Source organism: Amycolatopsis sp. NPDC054798, assembly GCF_053611505.1.
Genome location: NZ_JBSHAM010000016.1, coordinates 83,159 through 103,533, shown reverse-complemented (window position 1 = coordinate 103,533; position 20,375 = coordinate 83,159). Strand labels below are relative to the sequence as shown.

Here is a 20,375-nt window from a genome sequence, read left to right as displayed (position 1 = left end):
CCGCTGATTCGTCCATTCAGGACAGTCCGAGTTCCTCGTTGATGAGGTCGAAGATCTCCTCGTCGCTCGCCTGGTCGATCTCCTGGTCGACGGCCTGCTCCGCTCGTTTGCCCGCCGCCAGCAGCGCTTCCAGCCGTTTCACGACGGCGGGGTCCGGGCTGGTCCCGGCCAGCGCCCGCTCCAGCCGGGCGAGTTCGGCCAGTCCGGCGGCCTCGCCCGCCGCCTCGTCCTCGAATTCGGCGCGCAGGTGCTTGGCCAGCGCGACCGGGGTCGGGTAGTCGAAGACGAGCGTCGCGGAAAAACGCAGTCCGGTGGCGGTGTTCAACCGATTACGCAGTTCGAGTGCGGTCAGCGAGTCGAAACCGAGTTCGGTGAACGCCCGGGCAGGCGCGACGGCGTCCGGCGCGGCGAACCCGAGCACCCCGGCGACGTGCTTGCGCACCAGTTCCAGAAGCACCCGCTCCCGATCGGCTTCCGCGGCCTCGGCCAAGCGTTTCCGCAGCGCGTCGGCCGAATCGCCCGGCTTCGCCGTGTCCCGGCCGCGCGAGCGCACGAGGCCGCGGAACAGGACCGGTACCTCCCCGGCGTTCAGCGAAGCCAGGTCGATCCGCATTGGTGCGAGCACCGCGTCGTCACCGGCAAGCGCCGCGTCGAACAACGCCAGACCGTCCGCCGCGGACAGGCCGACGACTCCGGCGCGCGTCATCCGGCTCCGGTCGGACTTGCCGATGCCCGCGGTCAGTTCGCTTTCGTCCGACCACAATCCCCACTCCAGCGACACCGCGGGAAGCCCTTGTGCGCGACGCTGGCGGGCTAGCGCGTCGACGAAAGCGTTCGCCGCCGCGTAGTTCGCTTGGCCGGGACCGCCGAGCAGACCGGCCGCCGACGAGAACAGGACGAACGCGTCGAGGTCGAGATGCCGGGTGAGGTCGTGCAGGTTCTGCGCCGCGTCGACCTTCGGGCGGAACACGGTGTCGATCCGTTCCGGGGAAAGGGATTCGACCACGCCGTCGTCGAGCACGCCCGCGGTGTGCACCACGGCGGTCAACGGGTGCTCCGCCGGGATCTGGTCGAGCACCCCGGCCAGCGCTTCCCGGTCGGCCGCGTCGCACGCGGCGACGGTGACTTCGGCTCCCAGTTCGCCCAGTTCGGCGACCAGCTCCGCCGCTCCCGGCGCGGCGAGCCCGCGACGGCTGAGCAGCACCAACCGGCGGACGGCGTGCGCGGTGACCAGATGCCGGGCGACGAACCCGCCCAGCATCCCCGTTCCGCCGGTGAGCAAAACCGTGCCGTCCAGGACCGGAGGTTCCGCGGCGACCGGTGCCCGCTTCTCCAGCCTCGGCACCCGGACCACGCCCTCGCTGATCGCAAGCTGCGGCTCGTCGAGCGCCAGCGCACCCGGCAGCCGCTCGTATGACGCCGGGCTGCCGTCGAGGTCTGCCAGCACGAACCGCCCCGGGTGTTCCGACTGCGCGGACCGCACCAGGCCCCAGACCGCGGCGGCGGCCAGGTCCTCGCCGTCGATTGCACCGCGGGTGATCAGGACCAGCCGGGAGTCCGCGAACCGTTCTTCGGCGAGCCAGGACTGCACGAGACGCAGCGCGGAGTTCGCCGCTGTCCGCGCTGTCGCACCGGACGCGCACTCCGCCAACACCAGCTCGGGCACGTCGTCCTTGGCCAGTTCGGTCAGCTCTCCATAACGGGCGACCTCGGTTCCGGCCAGCTCGGTTTGCTCGCCGAGCACCGCCCACCGGGCGGGTTTCGCGCTGGCGACCGGCTGCTGGATCCAGGCGAGGCGGAACAGCGAGTCCCCGGCGGGCCGCTCGGCCGCGAGCGCTCCGGCCGAAACCGGCCGGGTCACCAGCGACTCGACCACCGCGACCAGCGTCCCGTCGGAGTCGGTCAGAGACACCGCCACGCCGCCCGGCTCCGTCGGCGACAACCGGGCGCGCAGGGCGGACACACCGGTGGCGTGCAACGAAACCCCGGACCAGGAGAACGGGAGCCGGGGCTGTCCGGTCGTCTCGTCGTCGGGCACGAAGTCGCCGGCCACGACGCCGTGCAGCGCCGAGTCCAGCAGCGCCGGATGCACGCCGAACGAGCCCGCGTCCACTCCCTCGGGCAGCCGGGCTTCGGCCCAGATCTCGTCGCCGCGCCGCCAGACCGCGGAAAGCCCTTGGAACGCCGGGCCGTAGTGCAGGCCGAGCGCCGTCATCCGGTCGTAGACCTCGTCGACCGGCACTGCCTCGGCGTCCGCGGGCGGCCACGCCTCCAGTTCGACGGACGGCAGTTCGGCCGCGACGGCCAGCACGCCGGTCGCGCGCCGGACCCAGTCACCCGACAGGTCTTCCGACTCCGGCCGCGAATAGATGCTCACTGCCCGATGCCCGGAGCTGTCGGCGCCGCCGACCACGACCTGCACGTGGACACCGCCGCGTTCCGGCAGCAGCAGCGGAGTCTCCAGGACGAGTTCGGCCAGGACGCCGCAGCCGACCTGACGGCCGGCCTCCAGCGCGAATTCCACCAAGCCGACGCCGGGGAACAGGACCGAACCCAGCGCGGTGTGGTCGGCCAGCCAAGGCTGTGTTTCGACCGACAGCCTGCCGGTGAACAGGACCCCGTCCGACTCCGGCAGCGCGACCGCGGCGCCCAGCAGCGGATGTTCGGTCGCCGTCAGGCCGAGGCCGCGGGCGTCCCCGGCCGGAGCGATCGCGTCCAGCCAGTAGCGCTGCCGCTGGAAGGCGTAGGTCGGCAGCTCCGTCCGGCGGGCTCCGGTCCCGGCGAAGAAGGACGTCCAGTCCACGACGGCGCCGTGGGTGTGCGCTTCGGCCAGCGAAAGCAGGAACCGGTCGAACCCGCCCTCGTCACGCCGCAGGGTTCCGACGGCCGCTGCGGCTTCGCCGGTGTCCTCGATGGTTTCTTGCAGGCCGGTCAGCAACACCGGGTGTGCGCTGATTTCGAGGAACACTCGGTGGCCGTCAGTCAGCAGCCGACGGGTCGTGTCCTCGAAGCGCACTGTGTGCCGGAGGTTTCGGTACCAGTAATCGGCGTCGAGAGCGGTGGTGTCGATCGGCTCGCCGGTCAGCGTCGAGTAGAACGGGATTTTCGCGGGCCGTGGGCTGATCGGCTCCAAGACCTTCCGGAGTTCGTCTTCGATCTGCTCGACGTGCGGCGAATGGGAGGCGTAGTCCACCGGAACCCGGCGAGCCCGTACGCCTTCGGCCTCGCAGACCGTGATCAGCTCCGCCAGGGCGGCCGGTTCCCCGGAAACCACGACGGTGCCCGGACCGTTCACCGCGGCCACCGAGATCCGCTCGTCGAACGGCTCGATCCGTTCGCGCACCCAGTCCGCCGACGCGACGACGGACACCATTTCGCCGTGACCGGCCAGCGCCAGCAACGCTCGGCTACGCAACGCGGAAACCCGGGCACCGTCCTCAAGCGACAACGCCCCCGCCACGCACGCCGCAGCGATCTCGCCCTGCGAGTGACCGACGACGGCGGCGGGCTGAACGCCGTGTGCCTGCCAGACCTCGGCCAGCGACACCATCACCGCCCACAGCGCGGGCTGAACGACGTCGACCCGGTCCAGCGAGGGCGCTCCTGCGACGCCGCGAAGCACGTCCAGCAACGACCAGTCCACAAAGGACTCCAGAGCCGCCGCACACTCACTCAGCCGCTCCGCGAACACCGGACTCGACTCAAGCAACCCCAGCGCCATCCCTGCCCACTGCGAACCCTGGCCGGGAAAGACGAACACTGCGTTCCCGGACTCCGCGGCGGCGTTCGCCACGACACCCGCGGGCCGCTCGCCCTCGGCCACCGCGTCCAGTCCGCGCAAGAGTTCGTCGCGGCTCCCGGCCACCACTGCCGCCCGGTGTTCCAGCGAAGCTCGGGTGGTGGCAAGGGAATACGCCACGTCCGTCGCCGTCCGGGTTTCGTCGGCCCGCACCCATTCGCTCAGCGCGCGGGCTTGCTGCCGCAGTGCTTCCTCGTTCTTCGCGGACAGCACCCACGGCAGCAACGCGGGCGGCTCTGGTTCCGGCTCGACGTCCGCGTCGGGAGCCTGTTCGAGAATCACGTGGGCGTTCGTGCCGCTGGCACCGAACGAGGACACCCCCGCCCGGCGCGGATGTGCGGCTTCCGGCCACGGCCTCGCCTCGGACAACAGTTCGACCGCACCGGCCGACCAGTCGACGTGCGGCGACGGCTCGTCGATGTGCAGGCTCTTCGGAAGCTGGCCGTACCGCATCGCCTGCACCATCTTGATCACGCCCGCGACCCCGGCGGCGGCCTGCGTGTGCCCGATGTTGGACTTCACCGAGCCGATCCACAGTGGACGGTCGGCGGGCCGGTCCTGTCCGTAAGCCGCCACGAGCGCCTGCGCTTCGATCGGGTCGCCGAGGGACGTTCCGGTGCCGTGCGCCTCCACCGCGTCGACCTCGCCCGCCGCCAGCCCGGAGCTGGCCAGCGCTTGCCGGATGACGCGTTGCTGCGACGGGCCGTTCGGCGCGGTCAGTCCGTTGGACGCGCCGTCCTGGTTCACCGCGCTGCCGCGCACCACCGCGAGCACCTGATGCCCGTTCCGCCGGGCGTCCGACAGCCGCTCCACGAGGACCAGCCCGACGCCTTCGCCCCAGCCGGTGCCGTCGGCGGCCGCCGAGAACGGCTTGCACCGCCCGTCCCCGGCCAGCCCGCGCTGGCGGGAGAACTCGGTGAAGATGCCGGGATTGGACAGCACGGTCACGCCGCCGGCCAGCGCCAGTGAACACTCCCCCGACCGCAGCGATTGCGCGGCGAGGTGCAACGCGACGAGCGAGGACGAGCAGGCCGTATCCACAGTGACCGCCGGGCCCTCGAAGCCGAAGACGTACGACACCCGGCCGGACGCGACGCTCCCGGCGTTGCCGTTGCCCAGGTATGCCTCGACTCCGTCCGGCACCGAGCTGGAACGCATGCCGTAGTCGTGGTACATCACGCCCGCGAACACCCCGGTCGCGCTGCCGCGCAAGGTGTGCGGATCGATTCCCGCGCGCTCCAAGGCTTCCCACGCGGTTTCCAGGAGCAACCGCTGCTGCGGATCCATCGCCAGCGCCTCACGTGGGGAAATGGCGAAGAAGTCGGCGTCGAAATCCGCTGCGTCGTAAAGGAAACCGCCCTCGCGGGCCCGGCTGACGCCCTCGTTCCCGGGCGCGGCCGCGAAGTCGTACAGCCCGTCGAGGTCCCAGTTCCGGTCTTCCGGGAGCGCGGAGATCGCGTCGGTTCCGCCCGCGACCAGCCGCCAAAGGTCCTCGGGCGACGACACACCGCCGGGGAAACGGCACGCCATGCCCACGATCGCGATGGGTTCGTCGGCGGGCTTCGCCACTGGCGCGGACGTGACTGGGGCGTCAGTCCCGACGAGCTGGGCCTGCAACTGCCGGGCGAGGGCGGTGGGGGTGGGATGGTCGAAGACCAGCGTGGCCGGCAGCCGGAGCCCGGTCGCGCCGTTGAGCCGGTTGCGCAGTTCCAGCGCGGTCAGCGAGTCGAAACCCAGGTCGCTGAACGCCCGGGACGCCCCGATGGCACCCGGCGCGCTGAAGCCCAGTACTCCCGCCACGTGCGTGCGGACCACCTCGAGCAGCGCTCGTTCCCGCTCCGCCTCGCCCATCCCCGCCAGCCGCTGCCGCAACCCGTCCGCGGAACCGGGCTTGCTCGCGCGCCGGGCCGGTGTCCGGACCAACCCGCGGAACAGCGAAGGAACCGCTTCAGCCGACCGTAAGGCGGCCAAGTCCAGCTGGACCGGGGCCAGCACGCCCGCTTCCGCGCCGAGCGCCACGTCGAACAACGCCAGCCCGGCTTCGGCGGACAGCGCCGTCATCCCGGACCGGCTCATCCGGCCGACGTCGGACTTGTCCAGGCTGCCGGTGAGTTCACTGGACTCTTCCCAGAGCCCCCAGGCCAGCGACACGGCGGGGAGGCCGTCGGCCCGGCGGCGCTGGGCGAGTGCGTCCAGGAAGGCGTTGGCCGCGGCGTAGTTGCCCTGTCCCGCGCTGCCCAGCAGTCCGGCGGCCGAGGAGAACAGGACGAACAAGCTCAGGTCGTGTTCGCGGGTCAGCTCGTCCAGGTTCCGTGCCGCGTCCGCCTTCGGGCGCAACACGATGTCGAGTCGTTCCGGGGTCAGCGACGCGACCACTCCGTCGTCGAGCACGCCCGCGGTGTGCACGACACCGGCCAGCGAATGCTGCGCGAGGACAGCCGCCAGCGCCTCCCGGTCGGCCGCGTCGCACGCGACCACGGCGACTTCGGCCCCCAGCTCGCGCAGCTCGGCGACCAGCTCCGGCGCTCCGGGCGCGGCCAGGCCGCGTCGGCTGAGCAGCACCAGCTGGCGGACGCCGTGCGCGGTCACCAGATGCCGAGCGACGAATCCGCCCAGCGTTCCTGTGCCGCCGGTAATCAAGACTGTGCCGTCGATCGCCGGTTGCTCCACAGTGGACGGTGCTCGTTCCAGCCTGGGCACCCGCACCACACCGCCGCTGATCGCCAGCTGCGGCTCGTCCAGTGCGAGCGCATGAGGCAGCTGGGCGTACGAGGCCGGACCGTCGACGTCCACCAGCACGAGCCGTCCGGGATGCTCCGACTGCGCGGACCGCACGAGCCCCCACACGGCCGCCGCAGCCAGGTCGCTGCCGTCGACGGCACCACGGGTCACCACCGCGAGGCGGGTGTCGGAAAGTCGTTCTTCGGACAGCCACGACTGGATCGCAGCCAGCACGGTGCCGACCGTCGCCCGGACGTCGTCCCGCTCGGACGCGCATTCGACGAGCACGAAGTCCGGCAGTTCGTCCTGTTCGGCCAGCGCCGCGAAGTCCTGGTAGCGCGCGGTCGGACCGACCTCCGCGCACGTGCGTTCGGTCGCCGGGACCGGAACCTCGGTCCAGGCCACCTGCAACAGCGAACCGCCGGTGTCCGCGGTCCTCAGCTGATCCGCCGACACTGGACGCGTGACCAGCGCGCCGACCACGCCGACCGGGACACCGGCGGCATCGGCGAATTCCACCGAAACCCCGCCGGAGCCGGTCGGGAACAGCCGGACCCGCAGCGTCGAAGCGCCGGAGGCGAACAGCGAAACGCCCGTCCAGCTGAACGGCAGCCGGCTTTCGCCAGGACCCGCCGAGGCGTCCATCGCGATCGCGTGCAGGGCGGCGTCGAGCAACGCCGGATGGATGCCGAACTCGTCCGCCGCCGTGTCGTCGCTCAGCGCGACTTCGGCGAAGATCTCCGCTCCGCGCCGCCAAGCACCGGTCAGCCCTTGGAAGACCGGGCCGTAGTCGAGTCCGAACCCGGACAGCCGCTCGTAGGCGTCGCCGATCTCCAGCGGCACGGCTTCCAGCGGCGGCCATGCCGCGAGGTCGAACGACGGAGCCTGACGCCGGTGGCTGAGCACCCCGCTCGCGTGCCGGGTCCACGGCTGGCCGGTGTCGTCGTCGGGCCGGGTGTAGATGCCCAGCGGACGGACGCCGGAGTCGTCCGGGCTTCCGGCCACGACCTGGACCTGTACCCCGCCGGACGCCGGGAGCACCAGCGGCGCTTCCAGCGTCAATTCCTCCAGCAGGTCGCAGCCGGTCTGCTCGGCGGCGTGCAGCGCTAGTTCCACGAAACCGGTGCCCGGGAACAGGACCGAACCCAGCACCAGGTGATCGGCGAGCCACGGCTGAGTGTCCAGGGACAACCGGCCGGTGAAGAGGGCTCCGTCGGAATCGGCCAGTCCGACCGTCGCGGCCAGCAAGGGGTGGCCGGTGGCGACGAGGCCGAGGCTCCGCACGTCTCCGCGCGGCGCGACCGGGTCCAGCCAGTAGCGCTGGCGCTGGAAGGCGTAGGTGGGCAGATCGACCTTCCGCGCGCCCGTTCCGGCGAAGAAGACGTCCCAGTCGACCGCGCCGCCGTGCGCGAAGACCTCGCCGAGGGAAGCGGTGAACCGGTCCAGGCCGCCTTCGTCCCGGCGCAGGGTTCCGATCGCTGCCGCGGTCGTGTCGTCGAGTGTCTCCTGCAATCCCGGCACCAGCACCGGATGCGGACTGACCTCTACGAAGACCTGATAGCCGTCGGACAGGAGCTTGCGCGTGGCCTTTTCGAACTCGACGGTGTTGCGGAGGTTGCGGTACCAGTACTCCGCGTCCATGGCTGCGGTGTCGAGCGGTTCGCCGGTCACCGCGGAGTAGAACGGCACCTCTGCGGACACCGGCGAAACCGGGGCCAGGACGTCGAGCAACTCGGCCTCGATCTGCTCGACGTGTGCCGAGTGGGAGGCGTAGTCCACCGGCACCTTCCGGGCCCGGACGCCGTCCTGCTCGCATTCGGCGATCAGTTCGTCCAATGCGTCGGGGTCGCCGGAGACTACGACCGAGCCGGGGCCGTTCACCGCCGCCACCGAGAGCCGGTCGCCAAGCCGCTGCCGCAGCTTCTCCACCGGCTCAGCGACTGACACCATCCCGCCCTTGCCGGACAGAACCGTCAGTGCCTTGCTCCGCAACGCCACGACCCGCGCGCCATCGTTCAGCGCCAACCCGCCAGCCACCACCGCTGCCGCGATCTCACCCTGACTGTGGCCGACCACCGCCGCCGGACGGACGCCGTGGGCTTTCCACACTTCGGCCAGCGAGACCATCACGGCCCACAGCACCGGCTGTACTACGTCAAGCCGTTCTAACGACGAACCGTCCCTGAGGACGTCGAGCAACGACCAGTCCACAAAGGACTCCAGAGCCGCCGCGCACTCGTTTAGTCGCTCCGCGAACACCGGGCTCGACTCCAGCAACCCCAGAGCCATCCCCACCCACTGCGAACCCTGACCAGGGAAGACGAACACCACGCCGTCCGAGCCCCCGGCGGTCGCCACCGGCAGTCCGCCGTCAGCCACCGCGTCCAGTCCGCGCAGCAGCTCGGCCCGGTCCCGCCCGACCACCGCGGTCCGGCAGTTCAGCGCAGCACGAGCCGTAGCCAGCGAGAAGGCGACGTCAGTCAGGCTCGTCCCGTCCTGCAGTCGCGCCGCCAGCCGTCGGGCCTGGTCCCGTACTGCCTCCTCGTTCTTGCCCGACAACACCCACGGCACCACGCTCAGCTCGCGGCCAGGCTCGGCGGCGGGTTCGTCCGGAGCCTGTTCGACGATCACGTGCGCGTTGGTCCCGCTGATCCCGAACGACGAGATCCCCGCCCGGCGCGGCCGAGCCTGATCCGGCCACGACCGTGCTTCCGCCAGCAGTTCGACCGCACCGGCCGACCAGTCCACATGCGACGACGGCGCGTCGATGTGCAAGCTCTTCGGCAGAACCCCGTGCCGGATCGCCTGGACCATCTTGATCACCCCGGCGACACCCGCCGCGGCTTGGCTGTGCCCGATGTTCGATTTGATCGACCCCAGCCACAACGGCTGCTTCCGGTCCTGTCCGTAGGTCGCCAGCAACGCCTGGGCCTCGATCGGATCACCCAGCGTCGTCCCAGTGCCATGCGCCTCGACAGCGTCCACATCGGACGATCCGAGACCGGCACTGGCCAACGCCGCGCGAATCACCCGCTGCTGTGAAGGGCCGTTCGGTGCTGTCAAACCGTTGGAGGCACCGTCCTGGTTCACCGCACTGCCGCGCACCACCGCGAGCACCTGGTGCCCGTTGCGCCTGGCGTCCGACAACCGCTCCACGAGCAGAAGCCCGACGCCTTCGGAGAAACCGGCCCCGTCCGCCGTCTCGGAGAACGACTTGCACCGGCCGTCCGGCGAAATCGCGCGCTGCCGGGAAAACTCGACGAAAATGCCCGGCGTGGACATCACCATCACGCCACCGGCCAATGCCAGCGAACACTCCCCGGACCGCAGCGACTGCACGGCGAGATGCAACGCCACCAACGACGACGAACACGCGGTGTCCACCGTCACCGCGGGGCCTTCGAACCCGAACACATAGGACACCCGGCCGGACAGCACGCTCGACACGTTCCCGGTGCCAGCGTGCCCTTCCGCGCCTTCCGCCGTATTCGCGAGCAGGCCCAGGTAGTCCTGTCCGCTGCTGCCCGCGAAAACCCCGGTGGCACTGCCGCGCAACGACTCCGGGTCGATCCCGGCCTGTTCGAAAGCCTCCCAGGCCGTTTCCAGCAACAGCCGCTGCTGCGGGTCCATCGCCTGTGCTTCGCGCGGCGAAATACCGAAGAAAACCGGATCGAACTCGGTCGCCCCGGCGATGAAGCCGCCTGCCCGCACGTGGCTCGTGCCCGGGTTGTCCGGGTCGGGATCGTACAGCTCCGCCAGGTTCCAGCCGCGGTCGGCGGGGAAGACCGAAATCGCGTCCGTGCCCTCGGAAACCAGGTCCCACAGCTCGTCCGGCGAGGTCACGCCGCCGGGGAACCGGCAGGACATCCCGACGATGGCGATCGGTTCCTGCGCCTTCTCCTCGACCTCGCGCAGCCGTTCGCTCGTCTCCTGCAGTTCGGCGGTCACGAACTTGAGGTACTCCCGAAGCTTTTCCTCATTCGACATCAGAACACCCCCTGTTCGCTGGTCACGACTTTCCGAACTGCTTGTCGATGAAGCTGAAGATCTCGTCGTCGCTCGCGGAGTCGACCGGCGCGGTCAGCAGTTCGCCCTTTTCCTTGCCCGGGTTCCATTTCGCGAGCAGGGCCTTCAGCCGCGCGGCGACGTCCGCCCGCGCCCCGTCCTCGAAGTCGTTCGCGGCGAACATGCCGTCCAGCCGGTCGAGTTCGCGCAGCATCCGGTCGCCGGCGGCACCGTCCTCGCCGCCGAAAAGCTCCGCCAGGATGTGCTTGGCGAGCGCGGCCGGGGTCGGATAGTCGAACACCAAGGTGGTCGGCAGTTTCGCGCCGACCGCGGCCGTCAGCCGGTTCCGCAGCGCCACCGCGGTAAGCGAATCGAAACCGAGTTCCTGGAACGCCCGGCGCGGCTCGACGTCGGCGGCGGTCGCGTACCCGAGCACGGCGGCCACCGCGGACCGCACCAGGTCGAGCACGACCCGCTCCCGGTCCGCTTCCGCCACGTCCGCGAGACGATCCAGCGCGGTGTCCGGCTGCGCGGTCTCCGGCGACTGCCGAAGCTCCGGGAGGTCGCGAAGCATCGGGCTGAGCGGCGCCCCGGCCGCTGCCGCCACGACGCGGTCCCATTGGATATCCGCGACAGCAAGGAAAGTCTCGTCGTCGTCGAGGGCCTGTTGCAGGGCCTTGATCGCCAGGCCAGGTGCCATGGAGAGCACCCCGGTGCGGCGCAGTCCTTCCTCCACCGCTCCCTCGCCGATACCGCCGCCCGACCAATGCCCCCAGGCCACCGAGGTGGCGGGAAGCCCGTTGGCGCGCCGGTGCTGGGCGAGAGCGTCCAGGAAGGAGTTGCCGGGCGCGTAGTTGCCCTGGCCGGCGCTGCCCATCAGGCCGGCGGCCGAGGAGAACAGCACGAACGCGGACAGGTCGAGCCCCTTGGTGAGTTCGTGCAGGCTCAACGCGGTTTCCGCCTTGATCCGCTGGACCCGGTCCATCTGCTCGACGGTGAGCGAATCGAGCACGCTGTCGTCCAGCACCGCGGCCGCGTGCATGACCGCGGTGAGCGGATGTTCGGCTGGGATCCGCGCCAGCAGCTCCGCCAGCGCTTCCCGGTCCGCGAGGTCGCAGGCGACGACAGTCACCTTCGTCCCCGTCGCGGTCAGCTCCTCCACCAGTTCGGCCGCACCCGGCGCGGCCATGCCCCGGCGGCTGGTCAGCAGCAGATGCTCGGCCCGGTTGCTGGCAAGCCACCTGGCGACGTGCGCGCCGAGCGCGCCGGTCCCGCCGGTCACCAGCACGGTCCCGGCAGGCGTCCAGCCCTCTCCGGCAGTCGGCACGGCCCGCTCGGCGCGAACCAGCCGCCGGACGAAGGCCCCGCCGGACCGCACCGCCACCTCGGCCTCGTCCGTTCCGGCCAGCACCCCGCACAGCCGGATCAGGATCTCGTCGTCGACCTGCTCCGGCAGGTCCACCACGCCCGCCCAGCGGTCCGGATGTTCCTGCCGCGCCACCGGTCCCAGCCCCCAGACCTGCGCCTGCGCTGGACTGGCGAGGACGTCCGCCTCGGTCGCCACGGCACCGCTGGTCACCGACCACACCCGCGCACCGAGTCCGGCGTCGCCGAGCGCCTGGACGAGCGCCACCGTCGCGGCCAAACCACTCGGAACCGACGGCGCGTCCGGATGCGGCCGTTCGTCCAACGGCAGCAGCGAAAGCACCCCGGCTACCGGCTCGTCAGCCGCTTCACGCAGCCGTGCGGCGATCGCAGCCCGGTCTTGTTCGGCGTGAGGCACCACGATCTGCCGGACCTCTACCGCAAGTCCCCGCAGCACGCTCGCGGACCATTCGTCGTGATTGTCCGGGAGGACAGCCAGCCAAGTGCCGGTCAGCGCTTGCGCGGCATTGTCGGCGAGGGGCTTCCAGGTCACGCGGTAGCGCCAGTTGTCCACAATGGACTTCTGCGTGCGCTGCTCCCGCCAGGACGACAGCACCGGCAGCACCGCGCCCAGGGAGGATTGGGTCTCCGCGTCGGCTGCGAGAGCGGTGGCGAGGGCGTCGAGATCTTGGCGTTCGACGGCCTGCCAGAACTTCGCGTCTTCCGGATCCATCGCGTTCGCGGACGGTGCTGACTCCAGCCAGTAGCGCTGGTGCTGGAAAGCGTAAGTCGGCAGATCGACCTTTCGCGCACCGGTTCCGGCAAAGAAGACGTCCCAGTCGACCGTGCCGCCGTGGGCGAAGACTTCGCCGAGCGAGGCGGTGAATCGGTCCAGGCCGCCTTCGTTCCGGCGCAGGGTTCCCACGGCCGCGGCGGTCGTGTCGGTGTCGTCGATCGTTTCCTGCAGGCCCACGGTCACTACTGGATGCGGACTGACTTCCACGAACACTCGGTAGCCGTCGGACAGCAGTTTACGGGTGGCTTTCTCGAATTCCACGGTGTTGCGCAGGTTGCGGTACCAGTACTCCGCGTCCGTCGTGGCAGTGTCGAGTGGCTCGCCGGTGACTGTGGAATAGAACGGGATGTCCGCCGAGGTCGGTGAGACCGGTGCCAGCACGTTCAGCAGTTCGGCCTCGATCTGCTCGACGTGTGCCGAGTGGGAGGCGTAGTCCACTGGCACCTTCCGAGCCCGGACGCCGTCCTGCTCGCACGCCGCGATCAGTTCGTCCAACGCATCAGGGTCACCGGACACCACCACGGAGCCCGGACCGTTCACCGCTGCCACCGAGAGCCGGTCGCCAAGCCGCTGCCGCAGCTTCTCCACCGGCTCAGCGACCGAGACCATCCCGCCCTTACCGGACAGAACCGTCAAAGCCTTGCTGCGCAACGCAACAACCCGGGCACCGTCCTGCAAGGACAATCCGCCCGCCACCACCGCAGCCGCGATTTCACCCTGACTGTGCCCCACCACCGCAGCCGGACGCACCCCGTGCGCCCGCCACACCTCAGCCAACGACACCATCACGGCCCACAGGACCGGCTGCACCACATCCAGCCGCTCCAACGAAGCCCCATCACGCAGAACATCCAGCAACGACCAGTCTACAAAGGACACCAGAGCCGCCGCACACTCATTCAGCCGCTCCGCGAACACCGGGCTCGACTCCAGCAACCCCAGCGCCATCCCAGCCCACTGCGAACCCTGACCGGGGAAGACGAAGACCACATCCCCAGCCTCCGCAGCCACTTCCGACGGCACCTCGCCTGCGGCTACGGCCTCCAACCCTCGAAGCAGCTCGGCACGATCACGACCCACCACCGCGACCCGGCGATCCAACGCAGCACGAGCCGTCGCCAACGAAAACGCCACGTCAGTCAGACTCGCCCCATCCGGAAGCCCAGCCGCCAACCGACGAGCCTGCTCCCGCACCGCCGCGTCACTCTTGCCCGACAGCACCCACGGCACCACGTCCAGCCCCGGACCCGAAACAGCCGGTTCCTCGGCGGGCTGCTCCAGGATCACATGGGCGTTGGTACCGCTGATCCCGAATGACGAGACCCCCGCCCGGCGCGGCCGATCGCCCGGCCATTCCCTGGACTCCGTCAGCAACTCGACCGAGCCAGCCGACCAGTCCACATGCGACGAAGGCGTATCGATGTGCAAGCTCTTCGGCAGAACCCCATGCCGCATCGCCAAAACCATCTTCATCACACCAGCCACCCCAGCCGCCGCCTGAGTGTGCCCGATGTTCGACTTGATCGACCCCAGCCACAACGGCTGCTTCCGATCCTGGCCATAAGTCGCCAAGAGTGCTTGCGCCTCAATCGGATCGCCCAGCGTCGTCCCCGTGCCATGCGCCTCGACAGCGTCCACATCGGACGTTCCCAGCCCGGCATTGGCCAGCGCCGCCCGAATCACCCGCTGCTGCGAAGGACCATTCGGAGCCGTCAACCCATTGGAGGCACCGTCCTGATTGACCGCACTACCGCGCACCACCGCGAGCACCTGATGCCCATTCCGCCGTGCATCCGAAAGCCGCTCCACTACCAGGAGCCCAACGCCTTCACCCCAGCCAGTGCCGTCCGCAGCCTCGGCGAACGGCTTGCACCGGCCGTCCGGAGCCAGCCCGCGCTGCCGGGAAAACTCCACGAACGTCCCGGGAGTCGACATCACCGTCACGCCACCGGCCAACGCCAGCGAACATTCCCCGGACCGCAGCGCCTGCGCCGCCAGATGCAAGGCCACCAACGACGACGAACACGCCGTGTCCAAAGTGACCGCAGGGCCTTCAAAACCGAACGTGTACGACACCCGGCCCGACGCGACACTCCCCGCGTTCCCGTTGCCGAGGAACGATTCGGCTCCTTCGCCCACTTCGCCGGTCTGGACGCCGTAGTCGTGATACATCACCCCGGCGTACACACCCGTGGCGCTGCCCCGCAGCGAGCGCGGATCGATCCCGGCGCGCTCGATCGCCTCCCACGACGTCTCCAGCAGCAACCGCTGCTGCGGATCCATCGCCAGCGCTTCGTTCGGGGAGATGCCGAAGAACGCGGGATCGAATTCCCCCGCGTGGTAAAGGAATCCGCCCTCATCGGCGTAACTCGTGCCGCGGTGGTCCGGATCGGGGTGATACACCCGCTCGACGTCCCAGCCGCGGTCGGCCGGGAAGCCGGAAATCGCATCGGTGCCCGAGGAGACCAGCTCCCACAGCTCCTCCGGCGAACTGACCCCGCCGGGGAAACGGCACGCCATGCCCACGATCGCGATCGGCTCGTCCGCCGCCGGAGCTGTCACCGAGGCGGCGATCTGGTCCGCTACGCCGAGCACCTGGTCCCGCAGGTGCTGCGCGAGCGCGAGCGGTGTCGGGTAGTCGAAGATCAACGTCGCGGTCAGCCGCAGGCCGGTCGCCTCGTTCAGCCGGTTGCGCAGTTCCAGCGCCGTCAGCGAGTCGAAGCCCATGTCCTGGAACGCCCTGGCCAGCTCCACCTGCTCCGCCGAGGCGTAGCCGAGAACGCGCGCGACCTGTTCCCGGACGACCGCCCGCATCGCGCGGTCCTGCTCGTCGGCGGACAGCCCCGCCAGCCGTGCGGCGAGAGACGTCCCGGAACCGGTTGAACGCGCCGCTCGACGGGCTGGCGTCCGCACCAGGCCACGGAAAACGGCAGGCACGGTTCCGTCGGACTGCCGGAGCACCGCGCCGAGATCCAGCGCCATCGGCGCCAGCACGGCCCGGCCGCTGCCGAGCGCGGCGTCGAACAGGGCGAGCCCGTTCTCCTCGGTCAGGGGGCGCATTCCCCCGCGTTCCAGCCGAGCGCGGCCGGTGGTGTCGAGTTCGGCCGCCATCCCGGCCTGCGCCCACGCGCCCCAGGCCAGTGACACCGCGGGCAAGCCCTGCGCGCGGCGGTACTGGGCGAGAGCGTCGAGGAAGGCGTTGGCGGCCGCGTAGTTGCCCTGTCCCGGGCTGCCGAGCATCCCCGCCGCCGAGGAGAAGAGAACGAAGGCGTCCAGGTCGAGGTCTCGGGTGAGAGTGTGGAGGTTCCACGCGGCATCGGCCTTGGGCCGGGACACCGCGGCCATCCGTTCGGGATCGAGCGCTTCGAGCACGCCGTCGTCCAGCGCACCGGCAGCGTGCACGACCGCACCCAGCGGGTACTCCTCCGGGACGGCCGCCAGCAGCCGGGCGACCTCGTCCGGGCTGGCCACGTCGCAAGCCTCCACCGTGACCTGCGCGCCCAGTCGCCCAAGTTCAGCGGCCAGTTCCTCGGCTCCGGGAGCCGCGAGTCCCCGGCGGCTCGCCAGCACCAGATGCCGGACCCCGTGCTCAGTCACCAGGTGCCGGGCGATCAGCCTGCCGAGGCCGCCGGTGGCACCGGTGAGCAGCACCGTGCGGTCCGCGGCGAAAACCGGTGCGGACACCGGACTCGGCACCCGCGCCAACCGCGGCACTCGCACCTCGCCGTCCCGTACCGCGAGCTGCGGTTCGCCCGATTCCAGCGCAGCGGCCACCGCCCGGTACGAAGCGTCGCTGCGGTCTAGATCCAGCAGCACGAACCGGCCGGGGTGTTCCGCCTGCGCCGACCGGAGAAGGCCCCATACCCCGGCCGCGGCGAGGTCCAGCACGTCCTCGGCGGGGCCGGCGGCGACCGCACCGTAGGTGACGAGGACCAGGCGCGAGTCCGCGAAATGGGCGGACGCCAGCCAGTTTTGAAGCAACGGCAGCACTTCGGCGGCCAGTTCGTTGTTCGCCGCGCCCGAGACGCACTCCACCAGGACCACATCCGGTGCGGCGGTCGCCTCGGCAAGTGAAGCCAGATCGGCGTAATGATCGGCGATCTCAAGCCCGGCAAGGCTTTCCCGGGTGCCGGCCGCAGCCCAGCGCAAGGACGCCGGAGAGGCTGGTCGGATCGCCGTCCAGGACAGGTCGTAGAGGACCCCGCCCGGCCCGGCGGCGGTGCCCAGTTGTTCCGCCGAGACCGGTCGCAGGACCAGCGAGTCGATCGAGGCGACCGGGGCACCGGTGCGGTCGGCGAGCTGGACAGCGGTTCCGGACGCCGAGGGGGCGAGCTTCACGCGGAGTGCGTTCGCACCCGCAGCGAACAGAGTCAACCCTGTCCAGGAGAACGGCAGATGGGTTCCGTCGGATCCGGAACCGGCGAAACTCAGTGCGTGCAAGGCGGAATCGAGCAACGCCGGATGCAGGCCGAACGCCTCAGCCTCCCCGCCCTCGGGCAGGTCGACCTCGGCGAACACCTCGTCGCCACGCCGCCACGCGGCGGTCAGGCCCTGGAACACCGGACCGTACTCCAGCCCCGCCGCGGACAACTCGGCGTAAAGGTTCTCGACCGGCAGCGTGGTCGCGTCCCTCGGCGGCCACTCGGCCAGTTCGAACCCCGGCGTCCCGGCGCCGGCCGAGACGAAACCGGCGGCGTGCCGCGTCCACGGCTGTTCCGCGTCGTCCTCCGGACGGGCGTAGATCGCGATCGAACGGGCCCCGGCTTCGTCCGGCTCGCCGACCTTGACCTGGAGCTGGATTCCGCCGTGCTCGGGCAGCACGAGCGGAGCTTCCAGCGTCAGCTCGTCCAGCCGGTCGCACCCGACGTGATCCGCGGCCTGGACAGCCAGTTCCGCGAAACCGGTGCCGGGGAACAGCACCGACCCCAGCACTGCGTGCTCGGCGAACCACGGTTGCGCCGCCAGGGACAGCCTGCCGGTGAGCACCGCTTCGTCGGAGTCCGGTGCGGTCAGCACCGCGCCCAGCAGCGGGTGTTCCGTCCCTGCCATGCCCAGGTGCCGGGCGTCTGCGGTCACGCCGGGTTCGAGCCAGTAGCGTTGCCGCTGGAAGGGATAAGTCGGGAGGTCGACCCGGCGCGCGCCGGTGCCCTCGAAGAACTGCTTCCACTCCACCGAGACGCCGTGCGCGTGGAGCGTGGCAAGCGCCTCGACCACGGCTCGCGGTTCAGCACGGTCCTTCCGCACCGCCGCGACCACCGTCGCCTCGGCGACGAGGGATTCGTCGATCATCGCGGTCAAGGTGCTGGACGGGCCGATCTCGACGAACCTGGTGACTCCCTTGGCTTCCAGCGCGCGGACCCCGTCACAGAACTGCACCGTGTCCCGCACATGCCGCACCCAGTAGTCCGCCGAAAACTCCTCGACCAGCCCACCGGTCAGATTCGACACGACCGGAATCCGCGGCTTGCCGAACTCGATTCCCTCAGCTATCGCCCGAAACTCGTCCAGCATTCCGTCCATGAGGTGCGAGTGGAACGCATGGCTTACCCGCAGCCTCTTGGTCCGCAGCCCCTTGGACTCCCACTGCGACACGGCTTCCTCGTCGCCGGAAAGCACCACCGAACGCGGACCGTTCACCGCCGCGAGACACACGCCCGGCCCCAGCTCAACCTCTTCCTCCGGGGCCTGCACCGCCACCATCACGCCGCCCGGGGGAAGCGCTTGCATCAACCGTCCTCGCGCCGCCACCAGCCGCGCCGCGTCCTCTAACGACAGCACACCAGCAACGTGCGCGGCAGCGAGTTCGCCAATCGAATGCCCGCCCACGAAATCCGGGGTCACACCCCACGACTCGTAAAGCCGGAACAACGCCACCTCAAAGGCGAACAACCCGGGCTGCGCCACGCCAGTCTCGTCGACCCGAGCCGGATCGTCGCCCCACAACGCCTCCCGCACGGGCGCGTCGAGGTGCCGATCCAACTCGTCGCACACCTCGGTGAAAGCCTGCGCGAACACCGGGAACGACTCCGAAAGCTCCCGACCCATCCCAGCCCGCTGAGAACCCTGACCGGAGAACAGGAACGCCGTCCGCCCCTTAGCCGCGACTGCGGTGGTCCCTCCGGCCAAAGCCTCCAGCAACTCGGCGCGGTCCCGGCCCACCACGACCGCCCGGTGCTCCAGCGCCGATCGCCCGGTCGCCAGCGAAAACGCCACGTCCACCGGTCGCACGTCCGGCCGCGCACGGACAAACTCCGCGAGCCGATCCGCCTGCTCCCGCAACGCGTCCCGGTTCCGCGCCGACAACACCCACGGCACCGCCTCGGGCACCACACCTGCGGTCTCCTCGACCACCAGGTCCGGCGCCTGCTCCACGATCACGTGCGCGTTGGTCCCGCTGATCCCGAACGACGACACCCCGGCCCGTCGCGGCCGGTCCGCCTCCGGCCAGGTCCTGGCCTCAGTCAGCAATTCGACCGAACCAGCGGTCCAGTCCACATGGGACGACGGCTCGTCGATGTGCAGGCTCTTCGGCAGCACTCCGTGCCGCATCGCCAGAATCATCTTCATCACCCCGGCCGCGCCAGCCGCCGCCTGGGTGTGCCCGATGTTCGACTTCACCGACCCCAGCCACAACGGCTGGTCCCGATCCTGGCCATAGGTCGCCAAAAGAGCTTGCGCCTCAATCGGATCGCCCAAAGTCGTCCCGGTGCCGTGCGCTTCCACCGCGTCGACCTGATCCGCGGCCACTCGCGCGTTCGCCAGCGCCGCCCGGATCACCCGCTGCTGCGACGGACCATTCGGAGCCGTCAACCCGTTCGAAGCGCCGTCCTGGTTCACCGCGCTGCCGCGCACCACGGCCAGCACCGGATGCCCGTTGCGCCGAGCGTCCGACAACCGCTCGACCAGCAACATCCCGACGCCCTCGGAGAATCCGGCACCGTCGGCCGCCTCGGAGAACGACTTGCACCGGCCGTCCGAGGCCAACCCGCCCTGCCGGGCGAATTCCCCGAACACGGAGGGCGTCGACAGCACCGTCACGCCACCGGCCAACGCCAGCGAACACTCGCCCTGGCGCAGCGCCTGCACCGCGAGATGCAACGCCACCAACGAAGACGAACAAGCCGTATCCACCGTCACGGCAGGGCCTTCGAAACCGAAGAAGTACGACACCCGGCCAGTAGCGACACTTCCCGCGCCGCCATTGCCGAGGTAAGCCGCCACGTCGTCCGGCACCGACCCCAGCCGGCTCGCGTAGTCGTGGTACATCAGGCCCGCGAAAACGCCGGTCGCACTGCCGCGCAACGAATCCGGCGCGATCCCCGCCCGCTCGAACAGCTCCCACGACGTCTCCAGCAACAACCTCTGCTGCGGATCCATCGCCAGCGCCTCACGCGGGCTGATCCCGAAGAACTCCGGGTCGAACGACACCGCGTCGTCCACGAAACCGCCAACGCGACCGTCCGTGATATCCCAGCCGCGATCTCCGGGGAAGCCGGACATCCCGTCGCCGCCCTGGTTCACCAGTTCCCACAACGCTTCCGGGGAATTCACTCCCCCGGGGTAGCGGCAGGCCATGGACACGACGGCGATCGGTTCGCGCAGGGCAGCGGCGAGTTTGCGGTTCTGCTCGCGGAGGCGTTCGGTTTCCCGGACCGAGCGGCGAAGCGCCTCGACCGCCTTGTCCTGCAA

At 70.3% G+C, this 20,375-nt stretch carries 2 protein-coding genes; both read right to left on the bottom strand.

All coding sequences use genetic code 11. From position 1 onward, the window contains the following. Positions 1-16: 16 nt before the first annotated feature. Positions 17-10,510, bottom strand: a complete 10,494-nt coding sequence (locus tag ACWGIC_RS13190) for a type I polyketide synthase (RefSeq protein WP_452076152.1) — start codon at positions 10,508-10,510, stop codon at positions 17-19. Between the two features lie 19 nt (positions 10,511-10,529). Further along, a complete protein-coding gene (locus ACWGIC_RS13185) occupies positions 10,530-20,375 on the bottom strand; it encodes a type I polyketide synthase (protein WP_452076151.1) in 9,846 nt (3,281 codons plus the stop codon).